This window comes from Bacillus chungangensis, from assembly GCF_030812995.1.
GTDB classification, from domain to species: Bacteria; Bacillota; Bacilli; order Bacillales; family Bacillaceae_C; genus Bacillus_CF; species Bacillus_CF chungangensis.
The window spans coordinates 116,258-137,362 of the sequence record NZ_JAUSTT010000010.1; the positions used below are offsets into that span (position 1 = coordinate 116,258).

The 21,105-nt window shown below is 38.8% G+C and carries 22 protein-coding genes; 1 reads left to right on the plus strand and 21 read right to left on the minus strand.

Going from position 1 to position 21,105, the window contains the following annotated elements; genetic code table 11:
- Window positions 1–623 precede the first annotated feature (623 nt).
- The 7 genes from J2S08_RS10030 to J2S08_RS10060 are packed head-to-tail and all read right to left on the minus strand — an operon-like array spanning window position 624 to window position 6,200.
- The gene (locus J2S08_RS10030; protein WP_307229123.1) at window positions 624–1,604 is read right to left on the minus strand and encodes a biotin--[acetyl-CoA-carboxylase] ligase; all 981 of its coding nucleotides are present in this window, start codon (window positions 1,602–1,604) and stop codon (window positions 624–626) included.
- Window positions 1,574–2,782 (minus strand): CCA tRNA nucleotidyltransferase, encoded by a 1,209-nt coding sequence (locus J2S08_RS10035; protein ID WP_307229125.1) that lies wholly within the window; start codon window positions 2,780–2,782, stop codon window positions 1,574–1,576. Before J2S08_RS10035 ends, J2S08_RS10030 begins: the two co-directional genes overlap by 31 nt.
- A gap of 18 nt (window positions 2,783–2,800) precedes the next feature.
- Window positions 2,801–3,928 (minus strand): N-acetyl-alpha-D-glucosaminyl L-malate synthase BshA, encoded by a 1,128-nt coding sequence (gene bshA / locus J2S08_RS10040; protein WP_307229127.1) that lies wholly within the window; start codon window positions 3,926–3,928, stop codon window positions 2,801–2,803.
- Window positions 3,925–4,632: a bacillithiol biosynthesis deacetylase BshB1 gene (gene bshB1, locus J2S08_RS10045; RefSeq protein ID WP_370875661.1), complete on the minus strand. Its 708-nt coding sequence runs from the start codon at window positions 4,630–4,632 to the stop codon at window positions 3,925–3,927. Before bshB1 ends, bshA begins: the two co-directional genes overlap by 4 nt.
- 1 nt (window position 4,633) lies before the next feature.
- The gene (mgsA, locus tag J2S08_RS10050) at window positions 4,634–5,041 is read right to left on the minus strand and encodes a methylglyoxal synthase (protein WP_307229129.1); all 408 of its coding nucleotides are present in this window, start codon (window positions 5,039–5,041) and stop codon (window positions 4,634–4,636) included.
- Between the two features lie 18 nt (window positions 5,042–5,059).
- The gene (gene dapB, locus J2S08_RS10055; RefSeq protein ID WP_307229131.1) at window positions 5,060–5,860 is read right to left on the minus strand and encodes a 4-hydroxy-tetrahydrodipicolinate reductase; all 801 of its coding nucleotides are present in this window, start codon (window positions 5,858–5,860) and stop codon (window positions 5,060–5,062) included.
- Window positions 5,847–6,200, minus strand: a complete 354-nt coding sequence (locus J2S08_RS10060) for a nucleotide pyrophosphohydrolase (protein ID WP_307229133.1) — start codon at window positions 6,198–6,200, stop codon at window positions 5,847–5,849. The genes dapB and J2S08_RS10060 overlap by 14 nt, the downstream gene beginning before the upstream one ends.
- A gap of 416 nt (window positions 6,201–6,616) precedes the next feature.
- Here J2S08_RS10060 and J2S08_RS10065 point away from each other — a divergent pair, with 416 nt between their 5' ends.
- The gene (locus J2S08_RS10065; protein WP_307229135.1) at window positions 6,617–7,510 is read left to right on the plus strand and encodes a YitT family protein; all 894 of its coding nucleotides are present in this window, start codon (window positions 6,617–6,619) and stop codon (window positions 7,508–7,510) included.
- A 109-nt stretch (window positions 7,511–7,619) separates the two neighbouring features.
- Here the strand turns inward: J2S08_RS10065 and ypjB are convergent, their stop codons facing one another.
- The 14 genes from ypjB to aroB form a co-directional block, all read right to left on the minus strand.
- The gene (gene ypjB, locus J2S08_RS10070; RefSeq protein WP_307229137.1) at window positions 7,620–8,372 is read right to left on the minus strand and encodes a sporulation protein YpjB; all 753 of its coding nucleotides are present in this window, start codon (window positions 8,370–8,372) and stop codon (window positions 7,620–7,622) included.
- 168 nt (window positions 8,373–8,540) lie between these two features.
- Entirely contained in the window at window positions 8,541–9,140 is a 600-nt protein-coding gene (lhaT, locus tag J2S08_RS10075; RefSeq protein ID WP_307229139.1) for a lipoprotein heptaprenylglyceryl N-acetyltransferase LhaT, read from the minus strand.
- 138 nt (window positions 9,141–9,278) lie between these two features.
- Entirely contained in the window at window positions 9,279–10,055 is a 777-nt protein-coding gene (locus tag J2S08_RS10080; RefSeq protein WP_307229141.1) for a menaquinol-cytochrome c reductase cytochrome b/c subunit, read from the minus strand.
- A gap of 53 nt (window positions 10,056–10,108) precedes the next feature.
- Entirely contained in the window at window positions 10,109–10,783 is a 675-nt protein-coding gene (gene qcrB, locus J2S08_RS10085; protein ID WP_307229143.1) for a menaquinol-cytochrome c reductase cytochrome b subunit, read from the minus strand.
- 14 nt (window positions 10,784–10,797) lie between these two features.
- The gene (locus J2S08_RS10090; RefSeq protein ID WP_307229145.1) at window positions 10,798–11,307 is read right to left on the minus strand and encodes a QcrA and Rieske domain-containing protein; all 510 of its coding nucleotides are present in this window, start codon (window positions 11,305–11,307) and stop codon (window positions 10,798–10,800) included.
- A 152-nt stretch (window positions 11,308–11,459) separates the two neighbouring features.
- On the minus strand, window positions 11,460–11,924 hold the full coding sequence (locus J2S08_RS10095; RefSeq protein WP_307229147.1) for a YpiF family protein: 465 nt from the start codon (window positions 11,922–11,924) through the stop codon (window positions 11,460–11,462).
- A 124-nt stretch (window positions 11,925–12,048) separates the two neighbouring features.
- Window positions 12,049–12,594 carry a ReoY family proteolytic degradation factor gene (locus J2S08_RS10100; protein WP_307229149.1) on the minus strand — a complete coding sequence of 182 codons (546 nt, stop codon included), beginning with the start codon at window positions 12,592–12,594 and terminating at the stop codon, window positions 12,049–12,051.
- A gap of 180 nt (window positions 12,595–12,774) precedes the next feature.
- A complete protein-coding gene (locus J2S08_RS10105) occupies window positions 12,775–14,034 on the minus strand; it encodes a tetratricopeptide repeat protein (RefSeq protein ID WP_307229151.1) in 1,260 nt (419 codons plus the stop codon).
- A gap of 138 nt (window positions 14,035–14,172) precedes the next feature.
- Window positions 14,173–15,060 carry a hypothetical protein gene (locus tag J2S08_RS10110; RefSeq protein ID WP_307229153.1) on the minus strand — a complete coding sequence of 296 codons (888 nt, stop codon included), beginning with the start codon at window positions 15,058–15,060 and terminating at the stop codon, window positions 14,173–14,175.
- A 161-nt stretch (window positions 15,061–15,221) separates the two neighbouring features.
- Window positions 15,222–16,517 carry a 3-phosphoshikimate 1-carboxyvinyltransferase gene (gene aroA, locus J2S08_RS10115; protein ID WP_307229154.1) on the minus strand — a complete coding sequence of 432 codons (1,296 nt, stop codon included), beginning with the start codon at window positions 16,515–16,517 and terminating at the stop codon, window positions 15,222–15,224.
- Between the two features lie 15 nt (window positions 16,518–16,532).
- Entirely contained in the window at window positions 16,533–17,636 is a 1,104-nt protein-coding gene (locus tag J2S08_RS10120) for a prephenate dehydrogenase (protein WP_307229156.1), read from the minus strand.
- A 176-nt stretch (window positions 17,637–17,812) separates the two neighbouring features.
- Window positions 17,813–18,904: a histidinol-phosphate transaminase gene (gene hisC, locus J2S08_RS10125; RefSeq protein WP_307229158.1), complete on the minus strand. Its 1,092-nt coding sequence runs from the start codon at window positions 18,902–18,904 to the stop codon at window positions 17,813–17,815.
- Window positions 18,905–19,396: 492 nt separating this feature from the next.
- Entirely contained in the window at window positions 19,397–19,762 is a 366-nt protein-coding gene (gene aroH / locus J2S08_RS10130) for a chorismate mutase (RefSeq protein WP_307229160.1), read from the minus strand.
- Between the two features lie 251 nt (window positions 19,763–20,013).
- Window positions 20,014–21,105, minus strand: coding sequence for a 3-dehydroquinate synthase (aroB, locus tag J2S08_RS10135; RefSeq protein ID WP_307229162.1), 1,092 nt, complete (start codon window positions 21,103–21,105; stop codon window positions 20,014–20,016).

Below are 21,105 nucleotides of genomic sequence, written 5' to 3' on the forward strand. Positions count from 1 at the left end.
TGATCGTTCAAAAAATTCGGAAAAAAATGTATTGCTCTGACGTATTTTGCACCATTAGTGAGCTATTTTTAACCTTCATTTGAACACATTCATTTTAAGAGTTGTTTCGGTCCTCTGTCCTAGTCCTTATTTGGATCAAGGCAGATAATGCTTATTCATATGCTGTATTACAGGTGCAGCTCTTTCGATACCGCCCATCAAAAGTATATCAAAAATGCATTCACTTGCCTATCATTTTTTGTTTTATACTGTGAACTACTCACCACTTATCGACCTTACGGTCTGATTAAAGTAGGAGCTTCTTGGGAACTAGCTACTTTTGTTAGCTATCTATATTTACCTAGCTATAAGGGCAGTCCCTGCCCCTAGAGAAAATACCAACTACATGGCTAGTTTCAGCAAGTTCTTACTTGCATTCACATTCCTGTCATCAACCTTCCATAGTATATAGGTTGATGATAGAACAATATTTTGGCTTACACACGAAAATTCATCTCCCACTTTCATTGGGCTATGCCCTTCAATTTAGAAGTGGGAGAATTCTTTTCGGAAATCCAGTTAAAACAAATGTTTGAATTTCAACGAGATGATGTTAAATGCAATATGGCAAAAAGATAACAAAATCACTGAACTTCTATATCTGCTGAATAAATTTCGTGAATCTTTCCATCTTCATCCTCAAGCTTTAAGATGCCATCCTCAGAAATCCCTCTGGCAATTCCACTAATACTGCCAGCAATCGTATGCGCGATAATTTTCTTCCCTATAGATACTTCAAAGTTTTCCCATAGTAATTTTAAAGGGGCAAATCCTTTTTCTATATAAAGCTGATAGTATGCTTCTAATCTTTCAAGGATTGCTTGAACAATTTGCGCCCGTAATTGCTTTTTGCCAGTAGCAATTGCAAGAGAAGTTGCTGTTGAACGAAGGTTTTTAGGAAAATCTTCTACTGTATGATTTACATTTATTCCTATGCCAATAATAATCGCATTAATTTTATCTGATTCTGCTTGCAGTTCAGTCAGGATGCCAGTTACTTTCTTGCCATTCAACAAAATATCGTTCGGCCATTTAATTTCTGGCTTTACATAACATGTATCAGCTATTGCCTGGGCAACAGCTGCAGCCGTAATTAATGTAAATTGGGGCGCTTTAAAAGGTGGTAGATTAGGCCGTAGAATCACACTCATCCAAATGCCTGATGCTTTAGGAGAATGCCATTGCCTCATCAATCTTCCTCTTCCATGATTCTGTTCTTCAGCAATAACAATTGTCCCTTCTGGAAAGCCATCCTGGGCAAGCTGATGTGCTACCTTTTGTGTTGAATCAACTGTTTCAACATAATGAATCACTTTCCCAAGTACATTTGTATGTAAGCCAAGCTGGATTTCATTTTCAGTTACTTTATCAGTAATTTTATTGATGCGATAGCCTTTTTTTCGAATGGCTTCAATTTCAAATCCTTCCTTGCGAAGCTCCTCCATATGCTTCCATACAGCTGTTCGTGAACACTGAAGTATATCTGCTAACGCTTGTCCTGATAAAAATTCGCCTTCAGCGGCGGTGAATGCTTCTAACAGTCTTTTTCTAATTGGAGATTGCATGTCTGCACCCACTCCTTTATCGAATCTTTATTATTTTCTAATTGTTTGTGAAGGACAGCGATTTCGATGTGCTGAAGCATGGATTTTAGCCAAGGCCCTCCGCTTTTACCAAGCCATTTCATTACATCATTTCCTGTCACGGCGAGCTCGTTTCGATCTGTAATGACCATATCCTTAAAGCTTGCTTTCATGTTATTAGCTGTCTGATCAACTGAATTTCCACTTAAAGTTTGATAAACAATTTCTACATCAATAGCAGTTTCTTCCTTAGCATAATAGAGACTTGTCAGCGACCAATTTTGCTGCATTCTTTCCTGCAATAATAGCAAAGCACGCACAAGATATTTCACTTTCTTCCCTGGAAGCTTCCATTTCCATAAAAAATCTTGTGCATTTTTTAGTTCTAGCAAGTACAGGAGCAAAAGCCACATCTGTATTTCATTAAGGGGAGCAAGATTGAGCTGGTAACATTTTTTTATAGCTTCTTCCTTCGTTATCAAGTCAGGAAGCTGCTGATAAAGTTTGGTCTGAATGAGTAATTCAAACGCCGTTTTTTTATAGACGCCTGCCAGCAACTTGGAAAATTCCATCCCGATTCGTTCAACAGCAATATGCTGTAATAATGGTGCGAAGTGAGTTAACGCTGTTTTCGTTTCTTCATGGAGTTGAAATCCTAGCTGACTGACAAAACGAATAGCCCGCATCATTCTAAGTGCATCTTCTTGAAATCGCTCTTCGGGGGCGCCGACTGTTTGGATCAGCTTTTGTTGAATTGCCTTATATCCATTGAATGGATCAATAAGTGTTCCCGTCTTTGTCATAGCAATAGCATTCATCGTGAAATCGCGGCGTTGTAAATCCTCGTGTAAAGACCGTACAAAAGTAACTGATGTAGGCCGACGGTAATCTTGGTAAGACGATTCTGTTCGAAACGTTGTTGCCTCGTAGCTTTCACCGTCATAGAGAATAAGAATGGTTCCATGTTCAACACCAACATCTACTGTTTTGGAAAAGATTGCTTTCAATTCACTTGGAAGTGCAGATGTTGCTATATCAACATCTGCAATTGGGCGATTCAATACATAATCTCGAATCGCACCGCCAACAAAATATGCTTCAAATCCAGCATTTTCTATACGTTCTATAACTGGTATTGCTTTCTTAAATGGTGCTATCATAAAGAAACGTCCTTTACATTAATCTTGCATCACATTATAATAAATGCTTTCGTATTTTCCAACGATTTTTTCGCCGCGAAACCGTTCTTGTACAGTGGCAATTGCGTTTTTAGAAATGGTTTGAAATAAGGTGGGCTGTTGAAATAGGATAAGCGCTTTTGCTGCCACTTGCACTACATCACCTAAAGGACAAAGAAAGCCATTATAGCCATCCTCGATCACTTCAGGTATGCCTCCTACCGTTGTACCAATGCAAGGAACCCCGCATGCCATCGCTTCTAAAGCAGCGAGGCCAAAGCTTTCCTTTTCAGATAAAAGCAGCATTAAATCACTAATAGAATATAACGCTTCAAGATTATCTTGCTTTCCTAAAAAGAGTACTTTGTCTTGAAGTCCCAGCTTCTTTACTAGTTGGCAAACAATAGTCATCTCAGGCCCATCCCCTACAAGTAAAAGCCTTGCGGACAACTGTTCGGCAATTAGTGAAAACGCACGCACAACATCTGGTACTCTTTTGACAGAACGGAAATTAGACACATGAATAATAACCTTCTCGTCGTCTCCAATTTCATATTCCGATTTTAAACGCTGAACATGACGCCGATGATAGACACGTTCATCAACAAAATTATAGACTGTTTCTATGTTTTTATTTGGTGCAATAAGTGCATGTGTTTGATTAATTAGTGCATTAGACACTGCAGTCACTGCATCAGAATGTTCTATCCCAAAACGGATTGCATTTGTTAACGTTGGATCATATCCTAATACTGTAATATCTGTACCGTGGAGAGTTGTAATTATTTTCACCTTCTCTCCCGCCATTTGCTTGCCAAGGATTGCACAAATAGCATGCGGCATTGCATAATGGGCATGAAGAATATGTAAATTTTCTCTCTTAATTACCTCTGCAATTTTGCTTGCTAACGCAATATCATAAGGAGCATATTGAAAAACGGAGTATTGGTTCACTTCCACTTGATGATAAAAAATATTATGATACATCTTATTTAGTCGAAACGGCATACTGGATGTAATAAAATGAATATCGTGGCCGCGTTCTGCAAGCATTTTTCCTAGTTCAGTGGCAACAACCCCAGATCCCCCAACGGTAGGATAACATATAATCCCAATTCTTAATTTCATGTTGACTCTCCTATGAGATTACGCAGCAACAGTGGTTTCTTCGTCTTAAAGCCTTCTGCATACCGCACTCCTACTTCTTTCCCAAATAAACGTTCACGAGCGGAAACCGCTTCAATATAACCATCGGTTAATGGTGTCGTAACACCGTGTTCTCCGATTGTAAATTGGCTTTCATAAGCATGTAAACCGGCAATTTTTTTCTCCATATATGCAGTAATATCGATGACAAAGTCTGGCTGATGAAAGCCGTTAATCATATAATAAAATAAACGCTCGGGCTTAAAAGCATCAAGTGCGCCCTCTGTCTGATAATGACGAATTCCAGCGTTGAAAAACGCTTCCTCGACTAATCTGCTGCAATTCCCATGATCAGGATGCCGATCAAGATGGTAAGGTGCAAATACGATTTGAGGCTGATATGTTCGAATAACAGCCGTCACTTCTTTTATAAAAGATTCTTGTAAATATAAACCGCGGTCAGGAATTGATAAAGAAATTCGTTCTTTAACACCAAGTATTGCGGCCGCTTTTTTTGCTTCTTTTTTCCTTTGTTGAACGGTGCCATTAGAAGATAATTCTGCTTCTGTTAGGTCGCAAATGATGACAGTCGCACCTTCATCTGTCCATTTCGAAATAGAGCCGCCCATTCCGATTTCAACATCATCTGCATGAGCGCCAATTGCAAGTATTCTTGCTGACTTCACTTTATCCATCCTTTCTTTGCTGCAGTGTTCTCCAATCAATATCGCCCCGCTCCATGCCCCTTACTAGCACTTCAGCTGTTCCCATATTTGTCGCTAATGGCACTGAATACACATCGCAAAGACGAAGGAGCGCCGACACATCTGGCTCATGAGGCTGTGCTGTTAAAGGATCACGGAAAAAGAGCACAAGATCAATAGCATTTTTTGCAATCAATGCACCGATTTCTTGGTCGCCTCCAAGCGGCCCAGATTGAAAGCGATGGACAGGCAAACCTGTTGCCTCCTGAATCAAGGAGCCAGTTGTTCCTGTAGCATAGAGAGAATGAGCTTGAAAAATATGCTGATAAGCAAGTACGAAACGAATGATATCATCCTTCTTTTTATCATGGGCAATCAATGCAATATTCATCAATCTTTATCCTCCCTGTTAATCTAAAATATTTTCTAATCCATAGACAAGCGTATCAAGATGTAAAACTGTCTCAATGGAGATTTTCACTCCAGACATGAATGATGCTCGGTTAAAGGAATCGTGGCGAATTGTCAGCGTTTGGCCTGGCAAGCCAAATAATACTTTCTGATGCGCAACAAGTCCTGGCAGCCGAACACTATGAATATGCATGCCATTGTAGTCGGCTCCTCGAGCTCCCGCTAGTGTTTCTTCTTCATCAGGATGGCCCTGCTGTTTTTGTTCCCGAACTGCGGCAATCATTTCTGCTGTCTTAACTGCCGTTCCAGAAGGAGCATCTAACTTTTGATCATGGTGCATTTCGATAATTTCGACATCTGAAAAATATTTTGCTGCCATTTGGGCAAATTTCATCATTAATACTGCCCCGATTGCAAAGTTAGGCGCAATAATACAGCCGATTTTTTTCTCATTTGCCAGGTGCTTTAATTCTGCCAACTGTTCCATCGTAAAGCCTGTTGTTCCAACGACAGGCCGCACCCCATTTTCCAGCGCCATTTTTGTATGAAAATAGCCGACAGCCGGAGTTGTCAAGTCGACAAAAACATCTGCTTGACTATTATGTATACATGATAAAGCATCTGTGTAAATAGGAACATCAATATGTGAGAAGCCTTCAATATCAGATAAACTTTTTCCATCATATTTAATGTCCAATACACTGACTAATTCAAAGTTTTCCGTCTCATGAACAAGCTTTACTGCTTCTCTTCCCATTCTGCCTCGAGCTCCTGCGATTATTACTTTAATTTTTTTCATGGTGAGTCTCTCCTTCTTTCTTTGTCCAGCGATCTTTATCTCTAGTCTGAAATTTCTGCATCACCTGCTGGTGGGCATCAGCTAAGTCAATTTGCAGTGAATTGGCCATACAAATGAGGACAAAAAGGAGATCGCCTAGCTCTTCCTTGATAGTGCCGTCTGCCTCTGTTTTCTTTTTTGGTTTTTCTCCGTAATAATGGTTCACTTCTCTTGCAAGCTCTCCTAACTCTTCTGTTAAACGAGCAGTCATTGCTAGTGGACTAAAATAACCTTCTTTAAATTGGCTAATATATGCATCCACTTCTTGCTGCATTTGCTGAATCGTTTTTTGTGATCCCATTGAAACATCCCTTCTTTCCTCTTCTTCATGTTAGCTAATTATATTTTTATTTACAAATAATTTTATTTAAAAAAATCAAGCTTTTTGTCTAACCATCAAATTTCTTAACAAAATATTATCATAAGATGAAAGGATAGTGTTCAGGTAGCATTTGAATAAATGCATAAAACAATTAAAACCTCAACAGGGATGGCGTTATTTTCCAGTGTGAGAGCAGCCCTGCAAATTTCATGAAGATTGCGTGAAGCAATTAGTTTATATATAATGATTAAACTAAGCCTCGCATTGTATACGCTTTCTTTATCCTGCAGCCATCAGACATTTGACTTTCAGTTCAGTCATCCAATACTGGACTTCTTTGCTTCCTTTAAAACTTGAAGTCGGGGTTTAACTCGCTAGTTGATGTAGGTAATAAAATGAATGAGAGGAGGAAAAAAATAATCATTAAATTAAAGGTAAAAAATATCCTCTTTATTTTAATAGGCGCAGCTATTTTTTCATTTGGAGTTGTCCATTTCAATATGCAAAATAATTTGGCAGAAGGTGGATTTACAGGGATTAACCTGCTTTTGTATTTTATTTTTCAAATAAATCCGGCCATTTCAAACATTGTACTTAATATCCCTGTATTTTTTGTCGGGTGGAAAATTTTAGGAACTAAGGCTTTTCTGTATACGATGATTGGAACGATAGCAGTATCGATTTTCTTATGGATTTTTCAAATTTATGAAATAGCAATCCCTTTAGAAAATGACCTTTTTCTTGCTGCTTTATTTGCGGGCATCTTTATTGGAATCGGGTTGGGCATTATTTTTCGCTATGGCGGTACTACAGGGGGAGTAGATATTATCGCCCGTCTTATCCATCGTTATCGAGGCTGGAGTATGGGAAGAACGATGTTTCTTTTTGATGCATGTGTGATTCTTCTTTCATTGCTCACCTACTTAGATTATCGCCAAGCTATGTACACACTTGTAGCTGTCTTTGTTGGGGCACGAGTGATTGACTTTATGCAGGAGGGTGCTTATGCAGCAAGAGGTGCAATGATTATTTCTGAATATCACCAAGAAATTTCTGATAAAATTCTCGAAGAAATGAATAGGGGCATTACTGTCCTACATGGACATGGTTCATTTACTAAGCAACAGAAAGACGTGCTGTATTGTGTTGTCGGAAAAAATGAAATTGTTCGATTAAAAAACATCATTCATGCAATCGATCCTCATGCTTTTGTTTCTGTCACCGTTGTCCATGATGTGCTTGGCGAGGGGTTTACATTAGATGAGGATAAGAAACCTTTACATGACTAAAAAGTAGTTGACTACAATGGACAACTACTTTTTTCTATATCGGCAAAATCATTCGAACTATATGTTTCAAGAGAGACTTTTTGCATATTTTTCATTCTCCATCTGTACACTATCGTTCGTCCTTTTGCTTTGTACGCTCTTTTTTTTCTTTCTGCCCTCTATACTTGCGCCAACTAACATAAGACAATGTTAAAAAAATAATACTGCCTGTCGTGATCATGACAAGGAATAAAGATGGGTCTGTTTCGTTTTCATCCGATTGTTGGAAAAGCTTGACAAGATCTGTTTCTAATTTTTCCAGTTCCTTGACTGCAGTGTTTTTCTCTAACATTTGCGCTCGATAGCGATCAATATACATAATTTTTGCATCGAGCTGCTGCATTTTTTCTACAGGGAGATCTATTTTTAAGCTTGGCTGAATAATCGCATATTTTTCCAAGAAACGGTTCAAAGAAAAATGATAGGCGTCCTGATCATCATGCAAAGCCGCTGCTTTTATTTGTTGAAATGCTTCCATAACCGGAGCTTCCATTCCTGTCCAAAGCGGCTGATACTCTGAGAGAAATGCATCCATGACGAGACGAAACGTTGTAAGTCTATTAATTCGCTTATCTGGAAGCATTTCCACGCTAGTAACAGCTTCAACTGCTTGGTTATGAACCGCAGTTAAAACACGGAGTTCATCCATTGAAAAAGACCGCTCCTTCACGGCAGCATCTGTAAATTCTTTTTCAAATATTTTTAATAGCTTTTTCGCTTCTTCATAGCGTCCAATCTTCGTCATTTGCAACGCTTCATCTGCAAGCTGATCGAGCTTTTGAAGGGAGGATTCGGCTTGAACTTCTATATATGGTACAAACAACAGTACTATCACCAAAAGCAAGATCGAATATTTCTTAATCTTTATAACCCCCTCTCATACTTTTTCAACAAGGACATGGACAACCTCTTTGATTTAAATGTATGAGAGGGTAGACAAGAGTATAACCATTATTTCATCATTTATGTACTTATGTGTGCCCTAAAATGTTTATTGAAACGGCAGCTTCCAAATGACACGCTGTTTGCGAATGGAGAAGTAATATGCCGCTGCTAATGAAGCAATGCTTAACCAAAAAGTGAAATAGCCAATACCACGGGCAAATTGGTCAAGCTCTGCATACTTAGGGTATTGCATATAGACATAGTCAATGACATCGTTATGTAACGTCCAAATTCCCGCAAAAAGCAAATGTCTGACCTTCATTCGATAAAAAGGTGAATACAGTAATCCTTGAATAGCCATCCCTGCATGAGAAGCAATGAGCATATAACCTTGCCAAGGCAAATATCCCGCCATTTTCAACGTCAGCAAATTCATCACAACTGCCCATATACCATATTTAAATAAGGTTACGATTGCCAATGCTTCCATCAAAGGCCAATTTCTATTTAATAAAAATGCTAGAAGTACAAAGACAAAAAACAAACTGGCAGTAGGACTATCTGGAACAAATGGAATAAAGTGAATTGGTGTTTCTGCTAATTGCGGCTTATACCAAATATATCCATAAATCGTCCCACCAACATTACCAAGAAACAGAAGCCATAAAACCGTTCTGTTCCCAAAAAATGTGTAAATCCAATACATCTACTCACCATCCTTTTTAGTAAGAAACGAACATTTTCGTATGTGCTTAAAATGTGAGAAAATCTGTCATTGTTTTAAAAACGGTTCTATACGAAATGATGAACAAAAAGCTGGCAAAATATGCCAGCTTTTTGTATTTTATTTAGATTTTAAGCTTTCAATAAACTCTGATAGCTTTTGTAAGTCTTCGTCAGACCCTTCAAATTGTCCTGGAGGCATTTTTCCGCTCTCTGTACCATTCTTCGAAATATCAGCAATTTCTTCTACTGTTAAATCCAGATTAGTTAGAGCTGGGGCAGCTGTTCCTTCTAAATTCTCACCATGACAATTGATACATGACTGGCCTGCATAGATTTCATAGCCTTCATTTTCCTTATCAATCTCTACTGTGTCTACAATTTTCCCTTGTTGTGCTGCAGCCTCCCAGTCATGTTTATCCACCGCTTCCCATGTTAAATAAAAAATAGAAGCAAATGCCAAAAGCATAAACCCTGTTGCGAAAGGACGCTTTAATGGATGACGCTCAGGTCCGCGATCAATAAACGGCGCAAGCATCATGGCACCGAATGCCAACCCAGGAATAACCAACGTTCCAATCACATTATATGGACCAGACGCATATGAGTATTTCAACAGTTGATATAGGAATAAAAAGTACCAGTCAGGCAAGGCCTGATATCCCGTATCCGTTGGATCTGCCATCCGCTCAAGCGGTGGTGGAATAACAGCTGTTAAAATTAAATAGCCAATTAAGAAAACTGCTCCAACCATCCATTCCTTCAATAAGTAGTCCGGCCAGAATGCCTCTGTTTTTCCTGGATATTCCGAGTAATCTTTCGGAACATTCTTCATCCGGAGCTCTTTAGCAGGAATACGCGAGTCCCCAACAAATTTCATTCCCTTACCGCGCTTCATTAGGTCCCCTCCTTTTATATAAAATGACTCTCTTTGTTTAGTATTCTACTATTTTACAATGGACCAGAGATTCCTTGTTTTCTAATCATGATAAAGTGAGCTGCCATCAATCCTAATAATGCAGCAGGCAAGAAAAAGACATGAATAGCAAAGAAACGAGTAATCGTTTGTGCTCCTATAATGTCAGGGTGTCCGCCAACTAGTGTTTTCAGATATGGTCCAATTAGCGGTACAGACTCCACAATATTAAGCGTAACTTTTGTTGCAAATAACGCTTTCATATCCCATGGCAATAAATACCCTGTTAAGCCTAGACCAAGCATAACGAAGAATATAAGTACTCCAACAATCCAATTCAGTTCACGAGGCTTCTTGTATGCGCCTTGGAAAAATACACGTAACGTATGTAAAAACATCATAACAATAACAAGACTAGCGCCCCAATGGTGCATTCCTCGGACAATTTGCCCAAATGCCACTTCATTTTGTAAATAATAGACAGATTCCCAAGCGTTTTTAATATCCGGAACGTAATACATCGTTAAAAACATTCCAGAAAGGATTTGAATTACTGTCACAAAAAATGTAAGCCCTCCAAAGCAATAAACGAACGCAGAAAAATGATGCGCAGGATTTACATGCTCAGGGACTTCGTGATCAGCAATATCTCGCCACATAGGCGTAATGTCAATACGCTCGTCAACCCAGTCATACAGTTTGTTCAGCAATGATTACGCCTCCTTTACTTCACAAATGGATTTGGCCCAGGTTTCCCTAAATATAAGATACCGTCGACTACTTTCGTCTTGTAAGCATCTAACGGTCCTCGCGGTGGTGTTCCGGGTACGTTATTTCCATCTTTCGTATACAGTCCTGCATGACAAGGGCAATAGAACTGATCTGGAAATTCACCGTTATTCTCCCAGTTAACGACACAGCCTAAGTGCTTACAAATTGGAGAAAGTGCAACGATTTCCTTGTTTTTATTCAAGTACACCCATGCTGTCTCCGTCACCTGTGATGTGTACCAAGCATCGACCTGCTCATATGAAAAGTCAACACGCTTTGGAACTTCGCTTAAATCTGCTACTTTTTCCGTTGTTGGGCGAAATTCTCCCTTTGGCTTCCCTTTCAACACCGGATCAACAGCGAAACGGACCATCGGCATTAACGCAGCGGCCCCCATGAATCCCCCCACACCTGTAAGCGTATAGGTAAGAAATTGCCGCCTTGTTACAGGTTGTTTGCTCATCCTTTTCCCCCCTCTTTCAGTAAGGTCAGTCCATCGGACATTCATTTTTTCGCACAATTACAAACTAGGACATTATTATGATATATCAATCTTTAATAAAAGGCAATATGAGAGTGTTTGCAAACGTGTCAAGAATGTGACGATCTTCTGAATTATTTGGAAGTTTGCCACTGATGGACAAAAATATTCAATAATTGCTTCACTTGATCCTCCATTATCGAATGCTTATAGCTATCTTCCACATGTTCTAATGGAATTGCAGGCATCCAGACAACATTTCCCCTGAAAGCAGATTCGTTATTTCTCCACATTGCATCAGAGGTTAAGTAGAAAATATGTTGAAAGCCTTCCGCTTTCAAAACGGTCTCCCATTGTTGAACAACTGCTGTATTCGTTTCACTTCCTAAATGCGATAAGTAGGAAATAGGTGGAAGCAGCAGCAGCCTGCCTTTAAATTGCCTCTCAAGGTGACTTCCCAAAAGCTGAATAAACTCGCCCTGACTTGCTGTTTGTTTCATGTCTTCTCCGAAAGCCACTGGCAATAATGGGATGACTACTGTATCTACATATTGCTTTTCTTGCAAATATAAACCAATATCTTTGCTATTCCAATCCATTCTTGCACCCCTCAACATGTATTGCTACTATCATAACACGTTTTACACTATATTGTTGAGAAAAAAGCTTCTTTAGTGCTTCATCTTTAGCATGTAAAAACCACTTGCATCAATCTCAAGTGGTTTATTCCGAATCTAGTTTCTTTAATTGTTGTGTCAAATGATAAAAGGCTTGGCGGTCTCCTCGTTCTAAAGCTTGATCAATCGCTTCTAAAAGCCGTTCTTTCTGAAATTTTTTCATGCTTTCTAGTAAAAACTTCTCTGCCAGCTCCCGATCTTGTTCACTGATCACAATCCGCTCCGGCATATAGGGATTTTCCTCCATTACTGCCACATAGTGAGGAGAAAGATATGCTCCCCGAAAGTTTAACTGAATAAAAATATCCTCATTCCGATTTAAGCGAATGTCGTGAAAGGATTTTTCTGCATCAGTTGTCATAATATGCTGTTTATAAAAACGAAATGGAACATCGTCGACACAATGAGTAGACATAATCAAGCCACGTGGACAATACTGTGCTTCTTCAACAAAATGAACTTTTTTCATCAGCTGATCATGACTCATTAAATAATTTAGAATCCAGACAGATTCTCTTCTCTTTAGTTGAAAATGATTCAAAAACCAACGGATAAAATCTTTTTTCTCGTTGACAGACACAGGGGTGGTCAAGTAAATCCCTCCTTCGCAATCCATTATCGATCACAAGCCTTGTCATCACTTAAAACACAATGCCGCCTTCGAAAATATTATCGTCTTTCTGTAACATATGCAGTATACAGACCTTCTCATACATGAAAATGAACTGTTGAAGCAGGCACGTTTTCGCATTCGTTAATCGTTCAAATTGCCTCAATTCTCCCATTCTTGTATTAAATATATCACTTCATCATTAACTGGATCTAGCTTTAACACTTGGTTAAAAATGTAAAATGATTTCTGCTGTTCTCCTTCCTCTCTTAAAAAATATCCGTATTCCATTAAAAAATCAACATGATGCTGTAAATCTTCGTACGCATATTCGTAATGCTGCAAAGCCTCTTTATAACGTTCTATCATTCGAAAAGCATGAGCAGCATCCCAATGCAGTTGAGGATCTGTTTCTCCTTCACGCTTTAATATCTCTATAATTTCTATCACTTCTTCGTATCTTTCTTGTGAAAGAAGCAATTGATTTAGATGCAATGCGGCTTCCAAATAACTCGGGTCGAGCGCCAATGCTTGGCGATGATAATCTTCAGAAAGCTCTTTCTTGCCAAGCTTTAACGCGATTTTTCCACCTAAATGGTATAATTCTTTTTGATATGAGTCCGCTGCTAAGCCTTCCTCCACAACTGCTAATGAAGCTTCCAATGCTCCTTCCTGTTCATAGCTTTCAGCTAAATAACGATAAAGGGAGTGATATTCAGGGTCTAGAGCTTTCAGCTTCTCGAATGCTTCGATTGCCTTAGGATACATCTTTGCCTGATAAGCTGTTATTGCTAAACCAAATAGTGTTTGTAAACTTGTTTTTTCTTCCAGCGCCTGTTCAAAAAATGGAATAGCTTCCTCAAAAGCGCCGCCTGCACTGTATGCTGCTGCTAACCGTTCACGTAAGTCCGCTCCAGCGATGGAAGTATGTCCTTCTTCTAAGAGTTTTTGATAGTATCTAACAGCTTCTAACAAGCGGCCTTGCGAAGCATAAAATTCCCCAAGTGCATAGTAGATGATTGGCTCATGAGGGAGCAATTCATTTGCTTTTAACAGCTTCTGTTCACTTACCTCAAATAAACCTTGTAATTGATAAAGGTCTGCTAAGACCAACAATGCCTGTGGATATGATTCGTCCTCTTCTTGAATGGAGTCAAGATAAAGAATCGCTTTTTCTTCCTCCCCCATCTCTACTAAAAGCTCTGCTAACAATATTTTTATTTCACTCTCCTCGGGGTATGCGTGGAGAATATGTTCATATAGTTCTTTTGCATATGATAGAAATCCTAATTGAGACAAATCCGCTGCTAACAGATAAAAGGTTTCAGCGGATCCCGTTTCTTTTATCCTTTTGTAACATTTCTCTGCCTCTTCGATCCGATCCATTTCAAGGTATTCAATCATTCGTTTATGGTCATTCATTGACAGTGTCCCTTCTTTGTACTTTAGAGATTATTCAAAATGGCGTCATTCGCTGTGTGAAGAATGACTTCGGAAAAAGGGTATCTTCGATTCATTTCTTCGTTTGAATGAAATGACTTGTCCACATACACTGTAGACTTAAACAAAAAGAGAAGGCCGTTTAATTAATAGCTTCTCCCCAAACCCTTCTTTGAAACAAATATGCTGATTCACTTTAATAAGTTCTCCTTTGTGAACCATGATTGCTAATCTTTTCTTATCATAAAAAAAATTATTTTGATCTTCAACTTTCCTGTTTGTCTGATACAAATTATAACTTACTTCGCCACCAACATGTAATTTTCCTCTTTTCGGATACAATCCAATTTTTTTTAAGTGTGAATCCTCAAGTGGCTGATGTTCTGGAAGCTCGTTAGATAAATGCGGTATTTTTTCTACTTGCATTATTTTTTGCCATTTTTTTATTAATAAGCTTTTTTCTTCCTCAGATAGCATTGAATCAATGACTGGTGAGAGTATCGGTTGATAAGGAAACATCGCTTCTCGAATCCATCCCCATGGAAGTTGAGATAAGTGACTATCATCCTTCATGCAGACAAAAATAATCGGAAGCTTATTGCGGTTGCAAAAACGGATTAGATTAAGAGAAAGTTTTTCGATTGGAATTTTTATGCCAATGACATAATCAATTGGACTCATCAGCAATGCTTGCTCCATTTTTTTGAATTCACTTTTGCATTGGAACTCATATTGTATGGAGAAGGCAGTTATAAGAGTACTGCACCCACTATTTAAAAAATGTTTTATGAAGTAATCTTTCATTACTTGTACACCGGCATCAATAGGTATAGATAGATCCAACATAACATGAGCAGCTTCCATTCGAAAACCTGCTACATCCATTCGTATATATGGGAATCTCGCTAAACTGTCTTTAATTTCACGGATCACATTGTCCTGTATTAGCAACGATTTTTCTTTGTTATCAGAACGCAACAGCGCTTTATCAATAATATATGCTGTCATTGCTTCTCCCTCCACATCATCTTTTTAAAGACATGCTATGTGGAAAAAGAAACAAACATGACAAAAACAACGTAAAAGTAGACTTAAAGTGGGATGTTAGGTAAAAAGGCGGTTCAAAAGGATGTAACATTCTTTTGAGCCGCCTTTTTAATGTATTTTACTTACTTAGGCTGTACGACTTTTTGAAGGTGATCGAAAAAGTTAGGATAAGAAATTGTAACAGCGTCCGCTCCTTTTAAATAGACAGGATCCGAACAAGCAAGGGCTGCAATTCCTAGCATCATCCCAATTCGATGATCATGATGGCTTCGAACATGCCCGCCTTTTAAAGCTGCTTTGCCATGAATAATCATTCCATCATCTGTTGCTTCAATATGAGCACCTAATGTCTTTAGCTCACGAACAACCGCGTCAATTCGATTTGTTTCCTTTACTTTTAATTCTGCAGCATCTTTAATGACAGTCGTTCCTTCTGCTTGTGTTGCCAAAAAAGCAATAATAGGAATTTCATCAATTAAGCGTGGAATGATAGCACCGCCAATTTCTATGCCCTTTAATGAAGAGGAACGAACGATAATTGTCCCTTGCGGCTCTGAAGCAATTATTTCATCAGGTACTACCTCTACATTTGCTCCCATTTGTCTCATAACATCAATTATTCCTGTTCTACGCTCATTTAATCCGACATGAGGCATCACAATCTCACTATTTGGCATAACAGCGGCTGCTGCCATAAAGAAAGCTGCGGATGAAATATCTCCAGGAACATGTACCGTTGTCCCTTTTAATTGTTGTCCACCCTCTATTAATATCTTTTGGCCATTGACCTCGATCGCACCGCCGAATTGACGAATCATATGCTCCGTATGATCTCGAGTTGCCTCAGGCTCTATGATCGTTGTTTTACCTTGTGCCTGTAATCCTGCTAATAATAATGCCGACTTAACTTGTGCACTTGCAACGGGCAGTTCATATTCTATGCCTTTTAGCAAGCCTCCTCTAATCGAAAGCGGAGTAAACTCTCCATCATTTCGGCCAGCAATATTCGCTCCCATCTCTCGAAGCGGATTGACAACTCGTCTCATAGGCCGCTTGCTAATCGTTTCATCTCCTATTACCACCGTATGGAAAGAACACCCAGCTAGATATCCCAAGAGCAGGCGAATTAATGTACCTGAGTTTCCAACATCCAACACTTCTTTTGGTTCCTTTAGTCCTTCCCATCCATTACCATAAACAATGATTTCATCCGCGGCATCCTCTATTTTTACTCCAAGCTTGCGAAAACAAGCAATCGTGTCTAAGCAGTCATTTCCCTTTAAAAAATTGTGGATGACTGTTTTTCCATGTGCGGCCGCTCCAAACATAATGGCACGATGAGAAATGGATTTATCTCCAGGAATAGGAATCGTTCCTTGCAAGGCAGTTTTTACGTTCGATAACAGCTTTTGTGTCAAAGTAATACACCCTCTCTACGGTAAAAATGTTTCATAGTCTGTATTACGATTCAAGCAGTCAATAGCTCTTCTCTGATCGTTTTCATTTTGAAAACTAATGACTAAAACACCGTATATATCTTCCCGTGTCTCGATAATTTTTATATTGGTAATGCTAATCCTTTCTTCTGCTAAATAGCCTGTGATTTCCGAAATCACCCCTGGATAGTCAGGTACATCGACATATAAATCATAAAAAGAAGGAATAGCGCCTCTTTTGTGAATTGGAATTTGATCGCGAAATACTTTTGCTTTTGTAAAATAAGCAGAAATCTCTGCTTCATTTTTCTCTATCAATAGCTGCCGAACTCGTCCCATCTCTTTTTTCCAATGCTCTAAAAGCGATAATAGTGTCTCTCGGTTATGTAAGAGTATTTCCGTCCACATTTGTGGACTTGAAGATGCGATCCTTGTAATATCTCCAAATCCTCCTGCCGCTAGCCTAGTAACCAGTGGAAGAGTATGTTCCACATGCTCTACTTGATGAACGAGGGATGCAGCGATAATGTGAGGAAAATGACTAATCACTCCTGTCACTTGATCATGTTCTTCAGGACTTATCATTAATATTTTTGCTCTTGTACCAGCAAGCCAAACTTTCAGTTTCTCAATCTGCGCCTTTTCTTCTCCTTGAAATGGAGTGAGTAAATAAAAAGCATTTTCAAATAATAACGTTTTAGCAGCAGCAACACCGCTTTTATGGGAGCCTGCCATTGGATGTCCGCCAATAAATGTGATCCCTTTCTCTTTCAGCAAAACTGCTTTTTTCATAATCTTCGCTTTCGTACTCCCAGTATCTGTTACAATTACATCTTTTTTTAACGAGAGTTGACAAAGTTGATTAATCATTTTCTCCGTTTCTTTTACAGGACATGCTAATATGATCACATCTGCTTTTTCAGCAGCGTCTCGAAAAGAAGCAGCTTGCTCATCTATTACACCGAGAGTTTTTGCTAACTGAAGCTGTTCATTATTAATATCATATCCGATAATGGCTGCATGTGGATGCCTGCTCTTTATAGACAGGGCTAATGAACCTCCGATCAACCCCATTCCAACAATAAAAACATTTCCTTGCAAGAGCAACCATCTCCTCTTTCTTTATAAAAGTTTTCCTATACGGGAATTTTTGTTATTTTCAAATTCATTTTTATAAAAGCAATTTACTTCGCAAAAAATGGCGGTCTTTATCCTTTCATAACATTCCATCTGAAATTGAACACTGTGAAGATCTAAATGAATTCAATGAAGATTCGTTATTTATTTTCCTGTAAAAATCGAGTTATCGCTTCGATTAACCCTGTTATTTGTTCTTCATTCCCTACCGTTATTCGAACACACGTAGGAAAACCTAAAGCTGGACCAGAGCGAACAATATAGCCCTGTTTTAATAAATATTGAAAGACCACTTCGCCATCACAGCCAAAATCGATCAAAATAAAATTACCTTGAGATGGATAATAGCTTAATTGATGTTCATCACAAAATGCATAGAGCCGTTCCATTCCCTCTCGATTTAAGCGCCGGCATTCTGCAACGAAATCCTGATCGGAAAGTGCAATTGCAGCAGCGCGTTGTCCTAATACATTTGTATTAAATGGCTGCCTTACTGACTCGAGCTTCGTTATAATAGCTTCAGCTGCAATGCCATAACCAACACGGAATCCAGCAAGTCCATATATTTTCGAGAAGGTTCTTGTAATCATTAAGTTAGGATAAAGTGCAAGCAATGCGATCGTATCGCCATAATCATCTGCTGTTACATATTCACGATATGCTTCATCCAAAACAACGAGTACATCCTTTGGCACCTTTGCTAGAAAGTCTTCCAGCTGTTGTTGTGGAATATATGTCCCTGTCGGGTTATTAGGACTACACAACCATACAATTGCTGTATTATCATCGATAGCAGCGAGCATTCCTTCAAGGTCATGTGCTCCGTCTACAATAGGAACTTCTCTAATTTCTGCACCATCTAAGATTGCATTATGTTTATATTGCGGGAATGTTCTTTCCGCCATGACGGTATTTTTATTCTCTTCTAACAAGGACCTGGAAATAATTTCAATTACTTCATCCGTTCCATTTCCAAAAATAAGCTGCTTACTATCTACCTGTAAAAAAGAGGCCAAAGCTTGACGAAAGTCTGCAGCATAGCCATCAGGATAAATAGCATAATTAAACATTATATTAGCTAATGCCTCTCGTACTTTTGGTGATTGTCCATACGGATTTTCATTAGAAGCAAGCTTAACGATTTGTTCGAGCCCTAATTCTTTTCTAACCTCTTCAATTGATTTTCCTGGTTGGTAAGGTTTTAATGGTAGTACTTGTTCTTTCCATTTCACAATTATTCACCTCAATTTCCTTTTTTGCGCTGTTTTTTTATAAAGTGAAACTTCCATGAGTGGGGGTTTTCTCTCATCCCCTACTCATGGGAAGTAGAACAAAGGCTAAGGTCGCAACGTCCTCGAAAAGGAAACCCGCTTTTCTTCGTGCGATGTATCGCTGCCGAAGCTTTCCTTGTCCTGTTGCAACGCCTTTGTGACCGACATCCTCGAAAAAGAAGCGCACTTTTTCTTCGTGCGATGTTGATTCAAGAAGTTTTCCTTATCCTGTCGGCCCGAACCAATCGGACATTTGACTTTCAGTTATCCCCCACCTAGCACTTCTGATTCCTCTCACTATTGAGGTGGGGTCTTACTGCCAGTTAGATGTGGGATAAAGTGAAATTCCTATCAGTGGAAGCTTCTTTTATCCTGCCTTCAAGCCAAGACGCAAATTTCTTAAAACTAAACCACTTGGCACAAAATGAAAACTAAAGACTTGAAGGCAACATGTTATTTTATACTTAAATCAGGGCGTAATGAAATAGCTCCCCGCAAGTAAACATGTTGAATATCAGCTTGGCTCGTCTCTGTCTGAACATGCATCATGATTCTAATACAATGAGGCAAACTCCCCTTAACTGGAATTTCCTGCATACACATAACCGGAACATATGTCCAATTTGGGAACATCCTTAAAGCTTTAGCTGGAAAAGCTGCGTCAAGCCCTGGTGTTAATGAAATAAAAACAGAAACAACATTATCAGGACTAATATTATTTTTTTCAATCAATACACCTATTAGTTCTTCTGACGCCTTTAAAATTTCTTGTTCATCATTATCAGTGACCGTTGTAGCCCCTCGTATTCCTCGAATCATTGTCATCTCCCCTTTTGTTATATCTCGTTTAGTATGCTTTCAAAAAGGAGAAAAAAAGCAAAGAATTTCAAGAAACGAACAGTCTCAACACGGAGAGACTAAGAAAAAAAAGAAATGCTCCTCTATTTTTCTCTCACTTTTTGAAAAATGTATTACTCCATGACGCCTGGCTATTTTTCTTAGCTGTCTTTCCCGTTCTTAAACGGGGAACACCTGCTGAAAGCATGAATCAGGACAGTGAAAGAGAGTACTTATTGGCAGTCTGTTCTGGATATGTTATGGAACGCTGCTTTTAAAAGGGGCTCCTCAACTTCTACCAATATCGGATGGCCAATATTGGTCAAGAGAACAAATTGAGGCTTCTGCGAAACGGATTTTTTATCCCTTTTCATCACCTCAATAATCTCATCAAATACAATCGAAGAAGGAATTTTCCAGTCATAGCCAAGTTTTTCGATCCATTGAATAAAGTTATTTAATGGAAAGGATAATTGACATTGTTTCATACTTAGATATAAAGCGAAAATCATCCCGGTCATCACTGCTTCTCCATGGGTAGTTTTTCCATAGCCTAAATATGTTTCAAGTGCATGTCCAAGTGTATGTCCAAAATTTAAATACGCTCGAATGCCATTCTCTTTCTCATCTTGGCTAACAATGTCGCGTTTAATTTCGATTCCTCTCTTTAAAATCATCGTGAGTTTTTCGCCGCTAAGCTGCTCAAAAGAGGTAATCTGGTTCATTAAATTTTCCAAAAACTCTTCATCAGCAATGAATGCATGCTTTACTACTTCTGCAAAACCTGATCGGATTTCTCGTTCCGGCAATGTAGACAAAAAGCTTGTATCATACAAAACAGCTTCAGGTTGGTAAAAAGCTCCAACCATATTTTTCCCAAGTGGATGGTTTATCGCCACTTTGCCTCCAACAGCACTATCATGAGCTAAAATGGTTGTTGGAATTTGTATAAATGGCACCCCACGCATAAATGTTGCTGCAACAAAACCAGCAAGATCACCGACCACTCCGCCGCCAAAGGCCAAAACACAAGATTTGCGATCCAATCCATTTTGCAAAGCAAAAGTCATGCATTTCTCATAAATAGCAAATGTCTTTGCTTGCTCACTAGCTGGAACTGCATACACAAGCACCTCTAAGCTTGCAGGCAATGCTTGTTTTAATTGTTCTATATGCAGACTTAGAACTGTTTCATCTGTTATAACCATGAGCTTCGAATAATGATTAAACATGTGACGTAAATCTTGGTCGACTTGCTGGATTGCGCCAGCTCCTACATAAACATGATATTGTTTTGATAATGTATTAATTTTTATTTTTTCCAT

What these genes read in the sequence shown, in the direction of transcription:
- J2S08_RS10030 (WP_307229123.1), bottom strand. Translation starts at nt 1,604, where the DNA reads ATGCAATCTCCAATTAGAAAAAGACTGTTAGAAGCATTCACCGCCGCT.
- J2S08_RS10035 (WP_307229125.1), bottom strand. Translation starts at nt 2,782, where the DNA reads ATGATAGCACCATTTAAGAAAGCAATACCAGTTATAGAACGTATAGAA.
- bshA (WP_307229127.1), bottom strand. Translation starts at nt 3,928, where the DNA reads ATGAAATTAAGAATTGGGATTATATGTTATCCTACCGTTGGGGGATCT.
- mgsA (WP_307229129.1), bottom strand. Translation starts at nt 5,041, where the DNA reads ATGAATATTGCATTGATTGCCCATGATAAAAAGAAGGATGATATCATT.
- dapB (WP_307229131.1), bottom strand. Translation starts at nt 5,860, where the DNA reads ATGAAAAAAATTAAAGTAATAATCGCAGGAGCTCGAGGCAGAATGGGA.
- J2S08_RS10060 (WP_307229133.1), bottom strand. Translation starts at nt 6,200, where the DNA reads ATGGGATCACAAAAAACGATTCAGCAAATGCAGCAAGAAGTGGATGCA.
- J2S08_RS10065 (WP_307229135.1), top strand. Translation starts at nt 6,617, where the DNA reads ATGAATGAGAGGAGGAAAAAAATAATCATTAAATTAAAGGTAAAAAAT.
- lhaT (WP_307229139.1), bottom strand. Translation starts at nt 9,140, where the DNA reads ATGTATTGGATTTACACATTTTTTGGGAACAGAACGGTTTTATGGCTT.
- J2S08_RS10080 (WP_307229141.1), bottom strand. Translation starts at nt 10,055, where the DNA reads ATGAAGCGCGGTAAGGGAATGAAATTTGTTGGGGACTCGCGTATTCCT.
- J2S08_RS10090 (WP_307229145.1), bottom strand. Translation starts at nt 11,307, where the DNA reads ATGAGCAAACAACCTGTAACAAGGCGGCAATTTCTTACCTATACGCTT.
- J2S08_RS10095 (WP_307229147.1), bottom strand. Translation starts at nt 11,924, where the DNA reads ATGGATTGGAATAGCAAAGATATTGGTTTATATTTGCAAGAAAAGCAA.
- J2S08_RS10105 (WP_307229151.1), bottom strand. Translation starts at nt 14,034, where the DNA reads ATGAATGACCATAAACGAATGATTGAATACCTTGAAATGGATCGGATC.
- J2S08_RS10110 (WP_307229153.1), bottom strand. Translation starts at nt 15,060, where the DNA reads ATGACAGCATATATTATTGATAAAGCGCTGTTGCGTTCTGATAACAAA.
- aroH (WP_307229160.1), bottom strand. Translation starts at nt 19,762, where the DNA reads ATGATTCGAGGAATACGAGGGGCTACAACGGTCACTGATAATGATGAA.
- aroB (WP_307229162.1), bottom strand. Translation starts at nt 21,105, where the DNA reads ATGGAAAAAATAAAAATTAATACATTATCAAAACAATATCATGTTTAT.